General features: G+C 38.4%; 11 protein-coding genes. 9 read left to right on the plus strand and 2 right to left on the minus strand.

The annotated features are described in order from the left end of the window. Positions 1–108 precede the first annotated feature (108 nt). Genes H3Z82_RS09160 through H3Z82_RS09170 form a run of 3 tightly spaced genes read left to right on the plus strand, consistent with a single transcriptional unit; the run spans position 109 to position 8,281 of the window. Positions 109–2,112, plus strand: coding sequence for an MGH1-like glycoside hydrolase domain-containing protein (locus tag H3Z82_RS09160; RefSeq protein ID WP_182205203.1), 2,004 nt, complete (start codon positions 109–111; stop codon positions 2,110–2,112). Further along, complete coding sequence (locus H3Z82_RS09165; protein ID WP_182205204.1) at positions 2,113–5,139, plus strand: aminotransferase class III-fold pyridoxal phosphate-dependent enzyme; 3,027 nt, start codon at positions 2,113–2,115, stop codon at positions 5,137–5,139. Between the two features lie 10 nt (positions 5,140–5,149). Continuing rightward, on the plus strand, positions 5,150–8,281 hold the full coding sequence (locus H3Z82_RS09170; RefSeq protein ID WP_182205205.1) for a glycoside hydrolase family 2 TIM barrel-domain containing protein: 3,132 nt from the start codon (positions 5,150–5,152) through the stop codon (positions 8,279–8,281). Positions 8,282–8,322: 41 nt separating this feature from the next. Here the strand turns inward: H3Z82_RS09170 and H3Z82_RS09175 are convergent, their stop codons facing one another. Next, the gene (locus H3Z82_RS09175) at positions 8,323–8,751 is read right to left on the minus strand and encodes an Lrp/AsnC family transcriptional regulator (protein ID WP_182205206.1); all 429 of its coding nucleotides are present in this window, start codon (positions 8,749–8,751) and stop codon (positions 8,323–8,325) included. Positions 8,752–8,877: 126 nt separating this feature from the next. On the opposite strand from H3Z82_RS09175, the gene H3Z82_RS09180 reads away from it, so the two are divergent. Beyond that, positions 8,878–9,594, plus strand: coding sequence for a sulfite exporter TauE/SafE family protein (locus H3Z82_RS09180; protein ID WP_182205207.1), 717 nt, complete (start codon positions 8,878–8,880; stop codon positions 9,592–9,594). A gap of 67 nt (positions 9,595–9,661) precedes the next feature. Here H3Z82_RS09180 and H3Z82_RS09185 read toward each other — a convergent pair whose 3' ends face one another. Then, a complete protein-coding gene (locus H3Z82_RS09185) occupies positions 9,662–11,479 on the minus strand; it encodes a TonB-dependent receptor plug domain-containing protein (protein ID WP_182205208.1) in 1,818 nt (605 codons plus the stop codon). A 241-nt stretch (positions 11,480–11,720) separates the two neighbouring features. On the opposite strand from H3Z82_RS09185, the gene H3Z82_RS09190 reads away from it, so the two are divergent. From H3Z82_RS09190 to H3Z82_RS09210, 5 genes are all read left to right on the plus strand, one after another. Further along, positions 11,721–12,779, plus strand: coding sequence for an efflux RND transporter periplasmic adaptor subunit (locus tag H3Z82_RS09190; RefSeq protein WP_182205209.1), 1,059 nt, complete (start codon positions 11,721–11,723; stop codon positions 12,777–12,779). Between the two features lie 7 nt (positions 12,780–12,786). Continuing rightward, a complete protein-coding gene (locus H3Z82_RS09195; RefSeq protein WP_182205210.1) occupies positions 12,787–15,876 on the plus strand; it encodes an efflux RND transporter permease subunit in 3,090 nt (1,029 codons plus the stop codon). Continuing rightward, complete coding sequence (locus H3Z82_RS09200) at positions 15,863–17,182, plus strand: TolC family protein (protein WP_317172442.1); 1,320 nt, start codon at positions 15,863–15,865, stop codon at positions 17,180–17,182. Before H3Z82_RS09195 ends, H3Z82_RS09200 begins: the two co-directional genes overlap by 14 nt. A gap of 88 nt (positions 17,183–17,270) precedes the next feature. Beyond that, positions 17,271–17,849 carry an RNA polymerase sigma-70 factor gene (locus H3Z82_RS09205; RefSeq protein WP_182205211.1) on the plus strand — a complete coding sequence of 193 codons (579 nt, stop codon included), beginning with the start codon at positions 17,271–17,273 and terminating at the stop codon, positions 17,847–17,849. Between the two features lie 157 nt (positions 17,850–18,006). Next, positions 18,007–19,164 carry a FecR family protein gene (locus tag H3Z82_RS09210; RefSeq protein WP_182205212.1) on the plus strand — a complete coding sequence of 386 codons (1,158 nt, stop codon included), beginning with the start codon at positions 18,007–18,009 and terminating at the stop codon, positions 19,162–19,164. Positions 19,165–19,205: the final 41 nt, after the last annotated feature.

A 19,205-nucleotide genomic window follows, 5' to 3' on the forward strand; every position in this document is an offset into this window, starting at 1 on the left:
AGTAAAGGTGAGATTTACGTTATTGTCAATAAAAATTCGAAATTTGCTATGTCATAATATAAATGGATTTAAAACTTTGAAATGGTTAAAAAGATGTATCTGAAAACAATGGCCAAATATTTAATTGCACTCGGGATGTTGTTTAATTTGAGTTGCAATTCTTCAAAAGAAAAACAGAAAACTGAGGACACAAATAATTTCCTGGATTTCAGTGAAAACATTTTGGATTATCATATTATACCGAAAGATGCCAAAGATAGGTCAGGTCTTATGTTTTCTGATCAAGGCGCTTGGTTTGCCTATGGGATGCCTGAAGATACAAGTGATGTGATTGGCTTTACAGGGCCTTTTTTAATGACGCAACAAAACGGGATTTGGTTAAGTACTTCTTTTATTAATTCTATGATTCAGGTGGACAACGCCCCTGAATCATTAAATACAGATTCATCACGTAGTTATTCCAGTCACTTGGAAATGCATTATTCAAGCAATAAAATAGCTGTTGATGAAACCTTGTTTTTCAAAAACGGGCACACAGCTTTATTGCAGACCAAAATCAAGAACACTGGCAACGAAACAATCGATGTGGAAGTGCTTTATGAAAATGCACCAATATTGATTGAAGGTATTTCATTATCACAAAATAATCACACCATCACGATTAATTCTTCAAAAACAAATGCCGTCGGCTACCTCACTTTTCCTAAAAACACGAAGGTTGAATTGGTCGATAGCTTATACTACAAAGCAAAAGACGTTTTAACATTAAATCCCAACGAGACCAAAGAAATTGTTGTGGCGCAAACCTTTATTTTTCCTGAATATTCTTGGGAAGAGGAGCAACAAAGTATAACAAACGTGAATTTTGATTCTTTATTTGAGGCTCGAAAAAACGAAAAGAATGCTCAGTTAAAAGCCATTATTGAAAATAGAAAACCAGAATTTAAGGAGGATAAATATGCTGGAGTTCTGGCAAAATCACATTTGACTTTACAAAACAACTGGCGAATCCCTGCAGGGGAATTGACCAATGAAGGCTTGTTTCCGAGTTATCATTATATAGGCTTCCACGGCTTTTGGGCCTGGGATTCGTGGAAACATGCTGTTGGATTATCCTATTACAATATTGACTTGGCGAAAAATCAAATGCGCGCCATGTTCGATTTTCAGAGTGATGATGGATTTATAGTCGACTGTATTTTTCGAGACACCACCATTGAAGCGCATAACTACCGAGATACGAAACCGCCACTTTCGGCTTGGGCGGTAGCTCATATCTACGAAAAGGATAAAGATTTGGAATTTGTAAAAGAGTTGTATCCAAAAATTAAAAAATACCACGAGTGGTGGTACACCAAACGCGATCATGACCAAGATGGTCTGGCTGAGTATGGTTCTACGGACGGCACCGTAGTTGCTGCAAAATGGGAAAGCGGGATGGATAATGCCATTCGTTTTGACGATTCCAAAATTCTTAAAAACGGAGAAGGGGCGTATTCTTTGGATCAGGAAAGTGTCGATTTAAATGCTTATTTATATGCTGAAAAGCTCTATTTAAGTGAATTGGCAGAGATAATCAATAAATTAGAGGAGGCAAAAACCTATAAAGACGAGGCAGCAATTTTAAAAGATAAAATCCAAGAGCAATTTTTTGACCCCGAAGACGGTTGGTTTTACGACACCACTCTTGACGGTAAAACCTTTATTAAAGGTGAAGGAAGTGAAGGTTGGACCGCACTTTGGGCAAATGCCGCAACACAAGAGCAAGCAAATGCTGTAAAACTTAAAATGATGGATCCTGAAAAATTTTATACTAAAGTGCCATTTCAAACCATGAGCGCAGATCATGAGAAATTCAATCCACTAAGAGGTTATTGGAGAGGACCAAACTGGCTGGATCAAGCTTATTTTGGAGTTCAAGGCCTGCGTAATTACGGATTTAATACCGAGGCAGATCAAGCGACCATTCAAATTATTGAAGGAGCCGATGGGGTTTTAGGCAAAGGAAAAGCCATTCGTGAAAATTACCATCCCATTACTGGAGAAGGCTTAAATGCTCAAAATTTCAGTTGGAGTGCAGCACATCTTATCATGCTATTACAAAACGACTAAATGAACTACGACAACCTAAAAATATCAAATCAGCAGGCTGAAGACATCCTCTTCAAGCTATATCAGATTAAAGGAAAAGCAACAGCACTTCCTGGGGAATTGGATTTTAACTTTCGAATAAAAGTTGATAATAATCCTGGTTATATTCTGAAAATTTCGCGTCCAAACGAAGATGAAGACTATCTCGATTTTCAACAACAACTATTGCAGTTTGTTGCGGATCATGGGCGAAATCTTATGGCGCCAAAAGTAATATCGGACATTGATGGAAATGCAATCTCCAAAATCACCGATAATTTTGGTAATGAACGACACGTTCGCTTATTAAGTTGGGTGTCCGGACGCGTTTGGAGTGGTGTGAATCCGCAATTAGACGATTTGCGTTATAGTTTAGGTAAACAATGCGGATTGTTGACACAAGCGCTGCAAGGTTTTGATCATGCAGAAGCACATCGTACTTTTGATTGGGATGTAGCACAATCACTTTGGACAAAAGCCCATGTTGACCTGTTTAATAGCGAGGAAAAAGCCATCGTTGAGCATTTTCAAAATCTATTTGAAAACTCTCAAGATACCTATTCATCATTAAGAAAAGCAGTTGTTCACAATGATGCCAACGATAATAATATCATTGTCTCTTCCGATTTAATTGGACCTAAAGTTGAGGCAGTCATCGATTATGGCGACGCTGTTCATACCCAGATTATCAATGATGTTGCGGTTGCCTGTGCCTATGCCATAATGGATCATAACGATCCGTTGGAAGCGGCTTTACCGATTGTTCAAGGCTATCATTCGACGTTTGCATTACAAGAAGAGGAATTAGCGCATTTGTACAATGCTATTGCCATGCGATTGGTGATTTCAGTCACTAAATCGGCCATCAATAAAATTGCAGAACCTAATAACACTTACTTGTTGATCAGTGAAAAACCAGCTTGGGAAGTACTTGAAAAATGGCGACATATAAGTGCGGATTTTGCACATTATAGTTTTAGAAATGCCTGTGGTTACGCCGCACATCCTAAGGCAAAATCATTTCAAGATTGGGCCGAACAACAAAGTTTCAAACTAAATCAGCTGTTTAAAACCATTGACAAGAAAGAGGCACATCACGTCGATTTAAGTGTATCAAGCAAATGGATCGGCCATCAAGAAGAATTTAATGATTTGGATCTCTTTCAATTTAAAATAGATCAACTTCAAAAGAAACATCCCAATAATATTATCGCTGGTGGTTATTTAGAACCTCGAGCTTTATATACGTCCGGTGCTTATGATAAAATAGGAAATTCTGGTAAGGAAAGTAGAACAATCCATTTAGGTGTCGACTTTTGGTTACCGAGCGGCACCATTGTCAATACGTTATTTGATGGAGAAGTGGTTATTGCTGTTAATGAAACTGGTGATAAGGAATACGGTGGATTGGTGATCTTAAAACACCAAGCTGTAGACTTTGAATTCTATACCTTATATGGGCATTTATCGGCTGAAAGTGCTACTAAACACAGAGTAGGAGACACTATAAAGAAAGATCAAATAATCGGCGAATTAGGAACCTCAAAAGAAAATGGCAATTGGGTGCCACATCTTCATTTTCAAATTATGCTTTCGCTTTTAGATTATAAGAATGATTTCCCCGGAGTGGCTTATTATAATCAAATTGACGTGTGGAAAAACATCTGCCCCAATCCGAATTTGTTTTTTAAATCCGAAGCGCTTCAAAAAACTGTTGGTACTTCCAATGCCGAATTAATCAGCTATAGAAAACAACATTTAGGCAAAAGCTTAAGTCTTCAATATAAAGAACCCATCAAGATGGTTCGCGGGGCTGGCCAATATTTAATGGATCAGTACGGACATAAATATTTGGATACCGTCAATAACGTGGCCCATGTTGGCCATGAGAATTATAAAGTGGTAAAGGCTGGTCAGGAACAAATGGCTTTGATCAATACCAATTCGCGCTATTTGCACAAGAATATTAACGCCTTGGCCGAAGAACTTATTGAAACGTTGCCGCCAGAATTAAGCGTTTTACATTTTGTCAATTCGGGTAGTGAAGCCAATGAACTGGCCATTAGAATGGTCAAAGCAGCCACTGGCGAACGTGATATAATAGCAAGTGAAGTGGGCTATCACGGCAACAGTAATATGTGCATTGACATCAGTTCCTATAAGTTTGATGGAAAGGGTGGCAGTGGTGCCCCAGAACATACCCATATTTTCCCTTTGCCAGATGCATTTAGAGGGACCTATAGAGGGGAGGACAGCGCAGAAAAATATGCAGAAGAAGTTCAAAAGCAAATCGATGCTGTCCATAAAAAGGGACGCGGGGTTGGTGCACTCATCATTGAGCCCATCATCAGTTGTGGCGGACAAATTGAATTGCCTAAAGGTTTTTTAGCCAAAGCATATGAAAAAGTGAGAGCCGTTGGTGGCCTTTGTATTTCTGATGAGGTCCAAACGGGTTGTGGCCGGATGGGGAAAACATTTTGGGGCTTTCAATTGCACAATGTCGTTCCGGATATTGTCACTATTGGCAAGCCCTTAGGAAACGGCCATCCTGTTGCCGCAGTGGCCTGTACACCTGAAGTTGCAGATAAGTTTGCAAATGGCATGGAATATTTCAACACCTTTGGAGGGAATCCTGTTTCTTGCGCTATCGGGGCTGAGGTGATTCGCACCGTAAAGCGCGAGAACTTGCAAGAAAACGCCTTGAAAATTGGAACATTTTTAAAGGATGAACTCCGCAAGTTAGCTCAAGAATTTCCGATTATTGGTGATGTACGTGGACAAGGTTTATTTCTTGGGATTGAATTGGTGGATGCGGATATGAATCCATTAGCCGCCCAAACCGATTATTTAACAGATAGAATGAAAGACCATGGTATTTTAATGAGTACCGATGGCCCTGATCATAACGTATTGAAGATTAAACCCCCAATTATTTTTACCAAGGCTAACGCCGAAGAGTTACTTTTTTATTTAAGAAAAATATTTGCAGAAGATTTTATGCAACTTTAAAATTATAGAGATGAGATTGAGACTATTAAATATTATTCCCTTGTTATTCGTAATGGGTTGCAAAACTGCACCGCTTATGGAAGTGCCAGAGCAAAAATCGCACTTTAATCACGAGATTTTCGAAGATCATAAACTACCACCTAGGGCGACTTATTTCGCATTTGAATCGGCTGATCTTAAAGAAAAGGAAAACTCAAAGAGATTCATGAGTCTCAACGGACCGTGGCAATTTAATTGGGTTAAAGATCCAAAAACAAGACCCACCACATTTCAAAATGTGAATTTTGACGATTCCGATTGGACAACCATTCCAGTTCCTGCTAATTGGGAAGTGGAGGGTTACGATCATCCAATTTATTTGGACGAACGCTATCCGTTTACCACGACCTGGCCAGATGCACCAACAGATTATAATCCCGTAGGTACTTATAGAAAAGAAATTACTTTAAATAAAGATTTTTTATCTGAAGACGTCATCTTGCATTTTGCTGGAGCCAAATCGGCAATGTATGTGTATCTCAATGGGGACTATGTTGGCTATTCACAAGGTAGTAAATTGCCCGCGGAATTTAATATCACCAAGTACTTAAAAGAAGGAAAAAACTTGTTGGCCTTACAAATGTTCCGATGGAGTGATGCCAGTTATTTGGAAAGCCAGGACTTTTTGCGCATGAGTGGTATTGAGCGCGACGTCTATTTATATACGCAACCAAAAGTGACCGTTACAGATTATTACGCTTATACCAATTTAGATGATGACTACACCAATGGCATTTTCAAAAATACCGTGTCAATAGCCAATCATTCTACGGAGCCTGTTAAAAGAAAAGTGTCCGTAGAAGTTTTAGATGGCGAAATATCCAAATTCACCGACACTAAAGTTGTAGAGATTCCCGCGAATGATACTGTGACGTTTTCTTCAGAAAGCAGTTTTGAGGATGTAAAAAAATGGTCGGCCGAACAGCCCAATTTATATACTTTAAACATAGTTTTAGAAGATGAAACTAATGCAAAAAACGATCAATTCATCACCAGAAATGTAGGCTTTAAAAGTGTAGAGATTAAAAACGCTCAGGTGTTGATTAACGGGAAAGCCATTTATATTCGTGGCGTCAACCGTCACGAAACGGATCCGCTTACAGGGCATATCGTTTCAAAAGAATCGATGGAAAAAGATATTCAGCTTATGAAGCTCAATAACATAAATGCCGTGCGGACCTCACATTATCCCAATGATCCGTATTGGCTGGAACTTTGTGATAGATATGGTCTGTATGTTGTAGATGAGGCCAATATTGAAAGTCACCCGTTAGCCATAGACAAAAATACGCAAATAGGTAATGAAATGAGCTGGTTGCCAGCACATGAAGCGCGTACACAACGCATGTACTACCGCGACAGAAATCATATTTCAATTTACTCATGGTCTTTAGGGAATGAAGCAGGAACGGGGGAGATTTTTAGAACCACCTATAAGTGGTTAAAATCACATGATGATAATCGGATTGTGCAATATGAGCCTGCGAGAAAAGATGATTACACAGACTTGTATTGTCCAATGTATCCAAAACCGGAATATCTGATCAATCATGGAAAATCAGATTCTGATAAGCCTTCCATCATGATTGAATATGCGCACGCTATGGGGAATTCGGTGGGCAACTTGCAGGATTATTGGGATATCATTGAAACCTATCCGAATCTTCAAGGTGGTTATATTTGGGATTGGGTAGATCAGGCCTTGGAATATAAAGACGAAAATGGCAATCCGTATTTTGCCTATGGACATGATTACCATCCAGACTTGCCAACCGACGGCAACTTTTTAAATAACGGTTTGGTCGATCCGCACCGTGTACCACATCCACATTTGACCGAAGTTAAAAAGGTTTATGAACCTGTCCAATTTAATTATTTAGGGAATGGCGTTATAGAAGTTACCAACAAGAATTTCTTTGTGGATTTCTCAGATAAAACCATCGCTTGGAAAATTTTGGAAAACGGAAAGGAAGTGTTTGAAAATGATAATATTACCGTTGATGTGAAGCCTCAAGAGACTGAGAAAATCAAACTTGAGAAATTTCCATGTTCTTTTTCTTCAGGAAATGAATATATACTTCAAGTCAGTTTAATTCAAAAAGATGCCAAAGATTTAATTCCGAAAGGCTATGAAGTAGGCTGGGATGAGTTTGTACTTCAAAAAGGACAATTTAAAATGCCAATTTCTTCTGAAGGTGAATCCCTTGAAATCAGTAAAGACAAGGATGCTTTTACGATAAAAAATAACCTTGTTGACTTGAAGATCAATGCAGAAACAGGAGAAATCCAATCGTGGACGTATAACGGAAAACTCATTACCAATGAAGCGATTCGTCCAAATTTCTGGAGAGCACCAACCGACAATGATTTAGGTAATAACATGCAGGACTGGGCTAAAATCTGGCAGGACGCCACCTATAATTATAGTTCTAAGTTGTTAGAAAACCCTACTAAATCCAATGAAGGCGTAGCTTATAAAGTCAATTATCTATTGCCAAATAATGAAGCAAAAGTAGAGGTGAAATACACATTGAAAACCGATGGAAATCTAAATGTCCATTTTAGCTTTACACCCAATCAAACGGATTTACCCAATATCCCTCGTTTAGGAATGTACATGACCTTATCCAATGATTTTACGGATGTGTCTTGGTATGGAAAAGGGGAGACGGAAAGTTATTGGGACAGGAAAACTGGAGTTAAAACAGGCGTATACTCGGGGAAAATCGATGATCAGTTTGAAAGATACCTCCGTCCGCAGGAAACAGGAAATAAAACCGATGTCCGTTGGGTTGAAGTTTCGTCACCTCATGTAAAACTGACGGCGTCAAGTCCTATTTTACTTAACACAAGTGTTTGGCCATTTGCTATGACTGAAATCGATTTTAATAGTGATGATGCCAGCGAATCGGCTTCTGGTTTGGTGCCCGTTACTAAAAAGCACGGTGCCGATATTAAAATTGGCGACACGGTACAATGGAACATTGATTATATGCAAATGGGCGTTGGCGGCGATACCTCATGGGGACGATTGGTCCACCCGGAATATACCATTCCTGCCAATAAGGAATATGAGTACTCGTTTACTATACAGCCTAATTAAAAATCATCTTAGAATAGATAAATATGTCAGGGTAGCTCTAATCAGCTGCCCTTGCTTTTTTCAATTTCTGATAGAATGAGAAGGGTAGTGGGGCTGCCATATCGGATGAGTTTATCTATAAATTGTTGTAGATGTAGCTGATCGCGAAGCACAACGCGAACGTGGATGTTATATGGTCCAGTGATTCTATATGCTTCCTTTACCTCAGGATATGTATTGATTTCTGTTAAAATATATTTTAGCTTCCCGTCAAAGATTTTTAGTAGAATAAACACCTCCAATCCATTTCCTAAAAGAGCCTGATTTAATTTAACGCCATAAGATTTTATAACTCCCAGATCTTCTAATTTCTGAACGCGTTCTCGAACTGCAGAGGGAGAAAGTGCTATTTTTCTTCCAATTTCGGCAAAAGAGGCTCGAGCATTTGTTTTTAAGATGTCGATTATTTCTCTGTCTGTTTCTGTAACCATTGATTCAATTGTTTTTAATTAAAAATACATGTTTTATTTGGAATTATAGTATGATTACCAATCAATCTATTTATGTATTGACCGCTTATCTTGTAATTTTATCTTGTTTAATAAGATGGTTTTAAGATGTCATTAGAAGTTTTTATTATTCTCGCAATTGGAATATTCGTGGGTTTTTATGTGCAGACTGTTGTCGGGTTTGCTGGGTCTTTAATGGCGCTTCCTATTTTGCTTTTCAAAATGGAACTCCCCGATGCAATTGCTTTTATTTCCATTTTTTATCTGTTTTCGAGTGTTTTTCTAATCATAAAGGAATGGCAGAATATTGATAGGAAAATTATTTTACAGTTGGCATTAACCTCAGTTATAGGTGTCGTTTTAGGGATTGTAGTGCTTAGCTATGCAAAACCCATCATTTTAAAAAGAGGGTTGGGAGTCTTTATCTTACTCTACGTCGTCTATGTCTCTTTTGGAAAAACGAAAATAAAACTTAATAAGAGTGGAGTTATTGGATTTGGGGTGATGGGCGGATTTTTTTCAGGTGTATTCTTAACTGGTGGGCCGTTGTATGTAATTTGCGTTGAAAACACCGCTCATAATATTAAAGTGTTTCGAGCCACAATGATAGGAGTATTAGGACTGGTGACGATCACTCGTGTCCCAGCTTTAGCAGTAAGTGGTATATTAAATCTCAATCACTTAAAAACGGCATTATTTGTCTTTCCTATATTTCTACTTGCTCAGTTTTTGGGGAAACGGACGTTTACAAAGATTGATGAAAAATTATTTAAAAGATCATTGATGCTGCTCTTGTGTATTTCGGGGGCGATTATGATAGTTTAAGACCTAATTTTAACTTCATTAATTTCTAATATTAAGCGGGAAGGTTTTACACCGATGGGATAATATACTAATCGAATTTATAAGCTACCCCAAACAGAAGATTTCCTTTTGGCATTGGCACTAAATTAGTTTCCGTGTATTCGGCATTGAAAATATTATTAGCCGACAACGAAATATCAAAATTGTTTTTTTGATAGTTTAATGAGATATCCATTACGCCATATTCATCTCCCGCGTTACGAACTGCGTATTTATAGAGAATCGTTTGTGAAAAATTCTTGATCAGTTGTGATCTGAAATTCGCGATAAATTGATGTTTCAAAGAGTTGATGGCATATCTGGAGTATGGAAGATCCAGTTCCTTTATTTTATCCTCAATAAAGGTGTAGCCAAAATTGATTTTCTGATCAAAGTTCAACATCGAAAATCTATAATCGATGGAAGTCTCAAAGCCTTTTGTGTTGAGGCTTCTGATATTGGTGGCCTTAAAAGGTTCATCCTCGGTGGTTTTGATGAAGTCTATTAGGTTTTTCGAATCCCTATTGAACAAACTAAGCGTCAAATTAACGTTTGATTTTCTATATTTTAATCCAAATTCTTCCGCAATGGCCTCTTCAGGTTTTAGTTGATCATTGCCTAAAGTGGTGGGGTCGCTGTAGTACAAATCAGTATAGGTCGGGATTCTATAGGTATAGCCAATATTGGCATAAGCACGAAGGTTATTCGTAATCTGCATTCCTGCATCAATACCGGGGAAGGCATGAAATTTAAAATCTGAATAGTAAGACATGGCAACTCCAGGAGTTAAATCGACACGATCATTCAAAAGTTTAAAACGTTGTTCCAAAAACAAGGTTGTTATGGTTCGGGAATGGTTACCTAAATTATTGCTAGATATAAAGACTTTTTCAAAATTGACCCCGAAGCCTGTAATTCCAATATTGGAATGATAGGATCCATTTACTTGTGCGCCAACTTTATTTGAAATATGCAGATTTCTATAACCGGTTGGATTTTGACGGTCATATAAATACAAATCTTGATTGCGCCTCCAATAAACTTGTGGCGTAATGGTGAAGTTATTCTTTTTATATCTTGTGGTGATTCCTACAAGACTGGTTTGCGTTTCTTCGTATTGATCGGTTGCCGATGGTGTGGCATAAAATCCGTTGGCTCCAAATTTTCTATCCGTAAATGTGGCTAAAACTTCAATAGGCCTGTTATGAGTGTTGAATGCGCTCTTAAGTAGGTAGTTTTGTGTGTCATAATCGGTGTTATAGCGATAGCCTTCAGAGACGTTTTTAGAATAATGCATTAAGTGATTTGAGTTGTCAAAATTGCTGCTGGCGGTAACTGCGGCGCCCAACTGTTCGTACGAACCACCTCTCAATGCAACGGACAATTGATCAGGACTTTTTTTCTTCGTAATGATATTCACCGCACCCGTAAATGCATTCTGACCGTAAACTCGTGCTGCTGGCCCTTTAATAATTTCTACACGTTCAATGATTTCCAGAGGTAAGGCTGCATTTAAGATATGATGTCCCGTTTGTGCATCGTCCATCTTGATACCATCAATCAGGAGAAGTGTTTGATCAAAACCACCACCTCTGATATATAAGTCAGCTTGCATGCCATTGGTGCCGCGTTGTCTGATATCCAAACCTGCTACTTCTTGTAAAAGCTTGGCCAAGGATGTGGCAGGACTTTTTTCAATATCGGCTGTCGTTATGATTTCTATAGTTCGAGAATCTTTTGAAAACGGAATTTCTATTCGCTGTGCTGAAATAACAATCTCGTCAAGATTTTCAGGGCTCTCTTGTATTTCTTGAGCTTTTATTTGAAGAGAAAAAACTAAAAGTAGAATCAGAAATCTAAAGTTCATGGTAGATTTATTAAAGATTTTTTTTAAGCAGGCAAAGTTACTTAAAGCATATAGGCAAATCCTAAGGAAAGTTGTAACAATTTTTGTGGGATAGTAAAGGTTAGAATTCTCAATTAAAACTTTACTTTCCAACAATTTCCTTAAAATTTGTTAAAATAACCGATGTTTTACCACTTGTTGATTTAAAAAATTAGATTTGTGAAACCATGAACTAGCGTCAACTAACATAACCCATCTTTTAATGAAAAAAAGATACATTATTCTCACGATTATTATTTGTGGACTAATCGCATTAATCGCTTATAGAATAAGTGCCAATTCAAAAGCCAGTAGTCCTAAAAAGGCACAAGCGACAGCTAACATTATGGGCGTGGAAGGTCAAGTCCTCAAAGCTGAGAAATTTGCTGAAAATCTCACACTATCCGGCACCTTGGAAGCCAATGAGGAAATTGAAATACGAAGTGAAATTTCCGGAATTGTAGAAAGCATCAATTTTCAAGAAGGGAAAAAAGTTTCAAAAGGACAAGTTCTGTTTAAAGTCAATGACATTGAACTTCGTGCCCAACTATCGCAAGTGAAAACGGCGCAACAGTTGGCTTCTGAAAATCAAAGAAGAGCCAAACTTTTATTAGAGAAACAAGCCATAAGTCAGGAGGAGTTTGATGTGTCCAACGCCGATTTTGAATCTGCAAGGGCTCAATCCGATTTGATTGCGGCGCAACTGTCAAAAACAACCGTCCGTGCACCCTTTTCAGGAACTATCGGTTTACGCTCCATTTCAAAAGGAACCTACGTAACACCTACAACGCCAATTGCCAATTTGGTCAATACAAGTCAATTAAAACTCACCTTTGCCGTACCCGAAAAGTATGTTTCCCGAATGGAAGTGGGCACTGTCTTGACATTTACAACATCCAATTCCAAAGAAGAACACACGGCCAAAATATACGCCATAGAACCACAGGTTGATATTGCCACAAGAACTTTGAAAATGAGAGCTATCGCCGAAAACAAGGAAGGTAAATTGTACCCAGGTACCTTTTCCAATGTGACCTTACCTCTTACAACAGTCGATGATGCTTTACTTGTCCCAACAGAAGCACTGATTCCTATACAGAACGGAAAAAAGATATTTGTGGTAGAAAACGGAAAAGCCAAAGAAGTAGAGGTTGAAACGGGCGTTAGAACAGATAAATCTGTGCGCGTACTATCTGGAATTAAGGAAGGGGATACCATTTTAACTTCTGGGGTCATGTCACTCAGAAATGGAACTCCTGTTCAAGTCAATTTAAAGAATTAGCTAACAGATGAGTTTATCCACCTTAAGTATTAAACGTCCCGTACTGGCCATTGTGATGAATTTGGTCATCATGCTCTTCGGTATTATTGGCTTTACCTATCTTGGTGTCCGAGAGTTTCCATCTATTGACCCTGCACAGATATCGGTCAGCACCAGTTATGCGGGTGCCAATGCTGATATTATCGAATCCCAAATTACAGAGCCACTCGAGAAATCCATTAACGGGATTGATGGTATTAGAAATATAACCTCTTCTAGTAATCAAGGGAGCAGTAGGATTAGTATTGAATTTAATCTCGACAAAGACCTTGAGGAAGCTGCCAATGACGTTCGCGACAAGGTTTCTCAAGCCATCAGGAGTTTGCCTCAGGATATTGACGCAGCACCGGTGGTTTCAAAAGCTGATGCCGACTCGCAGGCCATCATTTCTATGACCGTTCAGAGTGATAACCGGAACATTTTAGAGCTGACAGACTATGCTGACAATGTTCTGGCGCAACGTTTACAGACCATTCCCGGAGTCAGTAGCGTGCAAATTTGGGGACAGCGCCGTTATGCGATGCGGCTATGGATTGACCCGATTAAATTGGCGTCTTATGGCGTGACAGTTTCTGAAGTGAGACAAGCCTTATTGTCTCAAAATGTCGAATTGCCTTCCGGAAAACTCACTGGAGCCAATACTGAATTGACCGTAAAGACGATTGGAAACCTTTCTACCGAAGAAGAATTCAATGATATCATAATTACATCGGAAGGTGGAAAAGTGGTCCGATTCAGTGACGTGGGTAATGCCACCTTGGAAGCGGAAAATATGGAAACCAAGTTGAGCGATTCTGGGCAGCCTATGGTTGCCTTGGCAATCGTGCCACAACCTGGAGCAAACTATGTAGCCATTGCCGATGATTTTTATGAGGAGTTTGAGAAACTTAAGGAAGATCTTCCGGAAGATTTTAAACTGAACGTTGTTATAGACAATACGCTTTTTGTAAAACGTGCCATTACCGAGGTGGTAGAGACCTTGGCTATTTCCATTGTTTTAGTAATCTTGGTTATTTATTTCTTTTTTAGAAACTGGTCCATGGCACTTCGTCCGCTTATTGATATACCCGTTTCTTTAATTTCCACATTCTTTATCATGTGGATGCTCGGATTTTCCATCAACGTTTTAACGCTTCTTGCAATTGTTCTCGCAACGGGATTGGTGGTGGATGACGGTATTGTGGTCACCGAAAATATCTATAAAAAGATTGAAGAAGGCATGTCGCCCATTGAAGCTGCCATCAAAGGGTCCAACGAGATTTTCTTTGCCGTAATTTCCATTTCGGTAACCTTGGCCGCAGTATTCCTCCCGGTTATTTTCTTGGAAGGATTTGTGGGTCGCTTATTTAGAGAGTTTGGTGTAGTCATTGGTGCCGCAGTAATGATTTCGGCCTTTGTGTCCCTATCATTAACACCAATGTTGAATGCCTATATGATAAAACCAGGTAAGCAAAAGCGTTCCAGGTTTTACAATTTCACGGAGCGTTACTTCGTGAAGATGAATGCCGTTTATGCAAGTACCTTAGGGAAATTCATGAAAAACAAATGGTGGAGTTTTCCTATTTTGGCAATTTGTATTGTGATGATTGGCTTGTTCTATAGCCTACTTCAAAAAGAAACCGCACCTTATGATGATAGGAGCTACTTACGGGTCAGTGTTACCGCTCCAGAGGGCGCCTCTTATGATTATATGGATCGGTTTATGAATGAAATGACCGATCTTATCAATGATTCCATTCCAGAAAAAAAGGTAAGTTTGATCATCACTTCTCCAGGTTGGGGATCGTCTTCAGTAAATAGTGGCCGAGCCATCATTTCCTTGGTAGATCCGAGTGAGCGCGATCGTTCGCAAAAGGAAATCGCTGAGAATTTGACCCGATGGACCCGAAACTTTGAAAATGCGCGTTCAAGTGTTTCCGAAACACCAACTATTGCCGTCAATAGAAGGGGAGGAATGCCTATCCAATATATCATTCAAGCACCAAATTTTGAAAAGCTAAAAGAAAAGATTCCTGAGTTTATGGAAGAAGCAGAGGTCAATCCTGTTTTTGCCAATACGGATGTGAATCTGAAATTCAATAAACCTGAAATCTACGTTACCATTGATCGCGAAAAGGCAAAAAGTTTGGGAGTGTCCGTTCTGGATGTTGCTCAGACCTTGCAATTGTCTTTAAGTGGGCAGCGTTTTGGATATTTCATGATGAATGGGAAGCAGTATCAGGTGATTGGGCAATTTGATAAAAAAGATCGTAATAAACCAATGGACTTAAAGTCGATGTTTGTTAAAAACGATAAGGGCGAATTGATTCAAATGGATAATTTGGTGACCACTGCCGAGCATAGTAGTCCACCACAGCTATATCATAATAACCGATATATGTCGGCCACAGTATCGGCAAGTTTAGCTCCGGGAATGAGTATTGGTGACGGTATTGAAGCCATGGAATCTATAAGGGCGAAAGTTTTGGATGATTCTTTTACGACCGATTTAGGTGGTGAATCCCGTGATTTTGTCGAAAGCAGCTCCAACACCCTATTTGCTTTCGGGTTGGCATTATTGCTCATATTTTTGATTCTTGCAGCTCAATTTGAAAGTTTTATAGATCCGTTTGTGATCATCTTAACCGTGCCAATGGCTGTTGCGGGAGCTCTATTTTCGTTATGGTTATTTGGACAGACTTGGAATATCTTTAGCCAGATTGGAACCATTATGTTAATTGGGTTGGTGACGAAAAACGGGATCTTGATTGTGGAATTTGCCAATCAACTTCGAGACGAAGGGATTGAAAAACACAAAGCCATCCTAACAGCTTCTGAAGCGCGATTGCGACCTATTTTAATGACCAGTTTAACCATTGCCCTTGGAGCCTTGCCAATTGCATTGTCCCTGGGTGCAGCATCTACAAGTCGTATCGGGATGGGCGTAGTGATTATTGGAGGGACCATGTTTTCACTTGTTTTAACCTTGTTCGTCATCCCTGCCATTTATATGATGTGGTCCCGAGAGAAAAAACACCATCCAGAATTTGATAAAATTGATAGTTATGAAAAGGTTTAAGCTCTGGTCTATACATCTCGCTATAGGAATGGGATTGGTTGCCATACCAGCGAAAGCTCAAGAATTGTTGACGCTCGAAGAAGCCATTGAAATTACCTTGGATAATAACTATGAGATACGGTTGGCAAAAAACAATTTGATAACAGATTCTCTTGGTGTCAGTCCCGGATTTGCTGGAATGCTCCCGCGGGTGTTTGCCCAGGCCACTACTAATAACAGTACACAAAATATTTCGCAAACACGTTCAAATGGTGATGTCATTGAATTGGATAATGCCAAAAATAACAGTCTTAATTATGGCGTTGGACTGGACTGGACTATTTTTGATGGCTTTGGCATGTTTGCACGTTATGACCAACTGAAAGAACTTGAAAAATTAGGAAAAGCAGAATTGCAAAGTACTTTATTGAATCGGGTAAGTGATGTGATGGTTACTTATTATGATTTGGTCCAGCACCAGCAGCAATTGACCGCTTTAGACAGTACTCTGGTAATCTCACGACAGCGCTTAGAACTTGCCGATAACCGATTTAATATTGGAAAGGCTTCTAAGCTGGAAGTGTTAAATGCACAGGTGGATCTCAATACAGATAAAACACTGTATATTCGGCAAAGTGAAGCTTATGCGAATACAAAAATTAGGTTGAACGAATTGATGGGACGAGACCCAGAAACCAAATTTAAGGTGAGGGATGAGGTTCTAATAGCGAGTGACTTGCAACTTTCTGAATTGGAAGATTTGGCAACGACCCAAAATCCGGAATTGCAGGCACAATTGATCAATAAACGAATTTCTGAATTGGAACTCAAACAGGTTAAGGGCAATCGCTATCCCAGAATTTCAGCCAATACAGGTTATAATTTCAGCGATTCAGAATCAAGTTTGGGTTTCACCACAAAAAATAATGCGCATGGCTGGAACTACGGATTTTCTGCCAGTATCGATATTTTTAACGGCTCCAATCAAAATAGAAATGAAAAAATAGCGAAGCTTCAAATTGAAAATTCAACCATTGCCATTGCACGGCTGACACAGACTATAAAAACGCAATTACATACCGCATTCCAAACCTACCAGACCAATTTGAGCCTGATTGAACTTGAGACCAAGAATGAAAATATTGCTAAAGAAAATCTTGATATCACTTTAGCGAAATATAAAATAGGAACTATCCCAACTATAGAATTCAGAACAGCACAACTCAATTATATCCAAGCCACCTTGCGTTTGAGCAACGCCATTTACCAGGCTAAACTGTCTGAAATCACCTTGAAGCAACTAGCGGGTAGTTTGTCTTTGAATTAAATAGTGAAAGCCTTGGTCTTTTTTAGCTTATTTTCTTCGGTTTTGATTATTTTTTATACTTTTAGGCCTCTATCCTTTGTTCAAAAACATGTTTACGTCCTATACCAATCATGAACTGTTGAAACGAATAGCTGTTGATGATATAAAAGCTTTTGAAGAGCTCTATCAGAGACACGCTAGCAAGATGCTTGTGTATGCCTTGAATATATTGAAAAAGAGAGATGTTTGTGAAGACTTGGTGCAGAATATTTTTATCGATTTCTGGTCAAAAAGAAAGTCCAATTCTATTCAAAATGTAGAGGCTTATCTCTTCCGCGCCGTTAAATTTCAGGTGTTTAATTATTTCAGAGATCATAAGTTTTCAAATGAGGATTTAACTCGTCTAAATATTGTTGATGTCTCCATGAATGCTGCAAAAAAAATGGAATATGACGAATTAGAGTCTGCCATTAAAGATGTTGTTAATCAATTACCGCCGCGTTGTAAGGAAATATTTGAATTGAGTCGCTATGATCACAAATCTAATAAGGAGATAGCTGAAACCTTGAATGTATCCATTCAGGCCGTAAAAAATCAAATCTCCAAAGCCTTAATCACAATTAGGACGAATCTTCATAGAGAAGAACTATTCTTCTTTTTCATAGTATTCTTTAAGCACCACTTCTAAACTTGTTTTTTTTTTTTTTTTTATGGATTAAAGCGCTTGTAATCAGTTGCATAAGGGTGATTTTATATTTTTTTACGATAAAATCCAATATCTGACGTGTACCAATGTGTTCATTTGGGTACATATAATAAATCAATCGATTTTAATTTTTATTTCAATGAATTTAAAACAAGCGAAAGAGCTTTTTGATAAATATATAAATAATCAATGTTCTCCTGAAGAATTAGAATTATTAGAAACTTTTCTTGACTCCTATCAAGATGGGTATACCGTTCGATCTGACAACAATCTACAGGATGTTAAGAAGAGTCAAGACAAAATTTGGAAAGATATCCTCACCCAAATTGAGGACAAAACTTCAAACAGAAACACCTATCCGTTTAAATCGTATTTGGCATATGCTATTGCGGCATCTGTTCTTGTCTTTTTGGCTATTGGATTCTTTAACCAATTTGATAAAGTTGAAATTGAAACACAATCCAAAATTGTTTCCGAGGAGGCTATAAAGATTGGTACCGATAAAGCTATATTGACACTGGAAGATGGTACTGTAATTGCTTTGGAGAAGGGTAAGAACTATGATGATGATAATGTACGTAGCGACGGTGAAAGTGTGATATATGAAGGTGATGAGCAAGAAAATGTTGAAAGCAAAATAACATACAATTATTTGACAATTCCTAGAGGTGGTCAGTTTTTCGTGAAACTATCTGATGGCACTCAAGTTTGGTTAAATTCAGAAACACAGTTAAAATACCCTGTAAGTTTTATTAAAGGACAGCCTCGCAATGTTGAGTTAGTTTATGGCGAGGCTTACTTTGATGTATCACCAAGTAAACTTCATAATGGTTCAACATTTAGTGTCGCTTCCAAAGGACAGCATGTTGAAGTACTCGGGACTGAATTTAATGTTAAAGCTTATCGAGATGAAGACTTGACTTATACGACATTGGTAGAAGGCATGGTTATGGTAGCTGCTGAAAATCAAGAGGGATTGAAGCTTAAACCAGGACAGCAAGCTGTGTTAAATGAAATGGATAGCACTTTGGTGGTTTCATCAGTTGATGTTTACGGTGAAACTTCATGGATAAATGGAATGTTCAGTTTCAAGAATTTAGCCTTAAAAGATATCATGACAGTGTTATCAAGATGGTATGATGTTGAAGTTACATTTAAGGATAGAGAGACAAAAAATATAAAATTTAACGGTGTCTTGAGTAAACATCAGGATCTTGAAAAGATTCTTACAACCATTCAAAATACTGGATTTATAAATCAATTCAAAATAGAAAATATGAAAGTAACTATCGAGTAAAAAAATAAAGGGACAAGTCACGACCTCTCACAGTAATGCAC

This window comes from Gelidibacter maritimus (assembly GCF_014062315.1).
Classification (GTDB): Bacteria; Bacteroidota; Bacteroidia; order Flavobacteriales; family Flavobacteriaceae; genus Gelidibacter; species Gelidibacter maritimus.

Bases quoted from the DNA above. Each gene is read 5' to 3' on its own strand.
- H3Z82_RS09160 (WP_182205203.1), top strand. From the start codon at position 109: ATGGCCAAATATTTAATTGCACTCGGGATGTTGTTTAATTTGAGTTGC.
- H3Z82_RS09165 (WP_182205204.1), top strand. From the start codon at position 2,113: ATGAACTACGACAACCTAAAAATATCAAATCAGCAGGCTGAAGACATC.
- H3Z82_RS09170 (WP_182205205.1), top strand. From the start codon at position 5,150: ATGAGATTGAGACTATTAAATATTATTCCCTTGTTATTCGTAATGGGT.
- H3Z82_RS09175 (WP_182205206.1), bottom strand. From the start codon at position 8,751: ATGGTTACAGAAACAGACAGAGAAATAATCGACATCTTAAAAACAAAT.
- H3Z82_RS09180 (WP_182205207.1), top strand. From the start codon at position 8,878: ATGTCATTAGAAGTTTTTATTATTCTCGCAATTGGAATATTCGTGGGT.
- H3Z82_RS09185 (WP_182205208.1), bottom strand. From the start codon at position 11,479: ATGAACTTTAGATTTCTGATTCTACTTTTAGTTTTTTCTCTTCAAATA.
- H3Z82_RS09190 (WP_182205209.1), top strand. From the start codon at position 11,721: ATGAAAAAAAGATACATTATTCTCACGATTATTATTTGTGGACTAATC.
- H3Z82_RS09195 (WP_182205210.1), top strand. From the start codon at position 12,787: ATGAGTTTATCCACCTTAAGTATTAAACGTCCCGTACTGGCCATTGTG.
- H3Z82_RS09200 (WP_317172442.1), top strand. From the start codon at position 15,863: ATGAAAAGGTTTAAGCTCTGGTCTATACATCTCGCTATAGGAATGGGA.
- H3Z82_RS09205 (WP_182205211.1), top strand. From the start codon at position 17,271: ATGTTTACGTCCTATACCAATCATGAACTGTTGAAACGAATAGCTGTT.
- H3Z82_RS09210 (WP_182205212.1), top strand. From the start codon at position 18,007: ATGAATTTAAAACAAGCGAAAGAGCTTTTTGATAAATATATAAATAAT.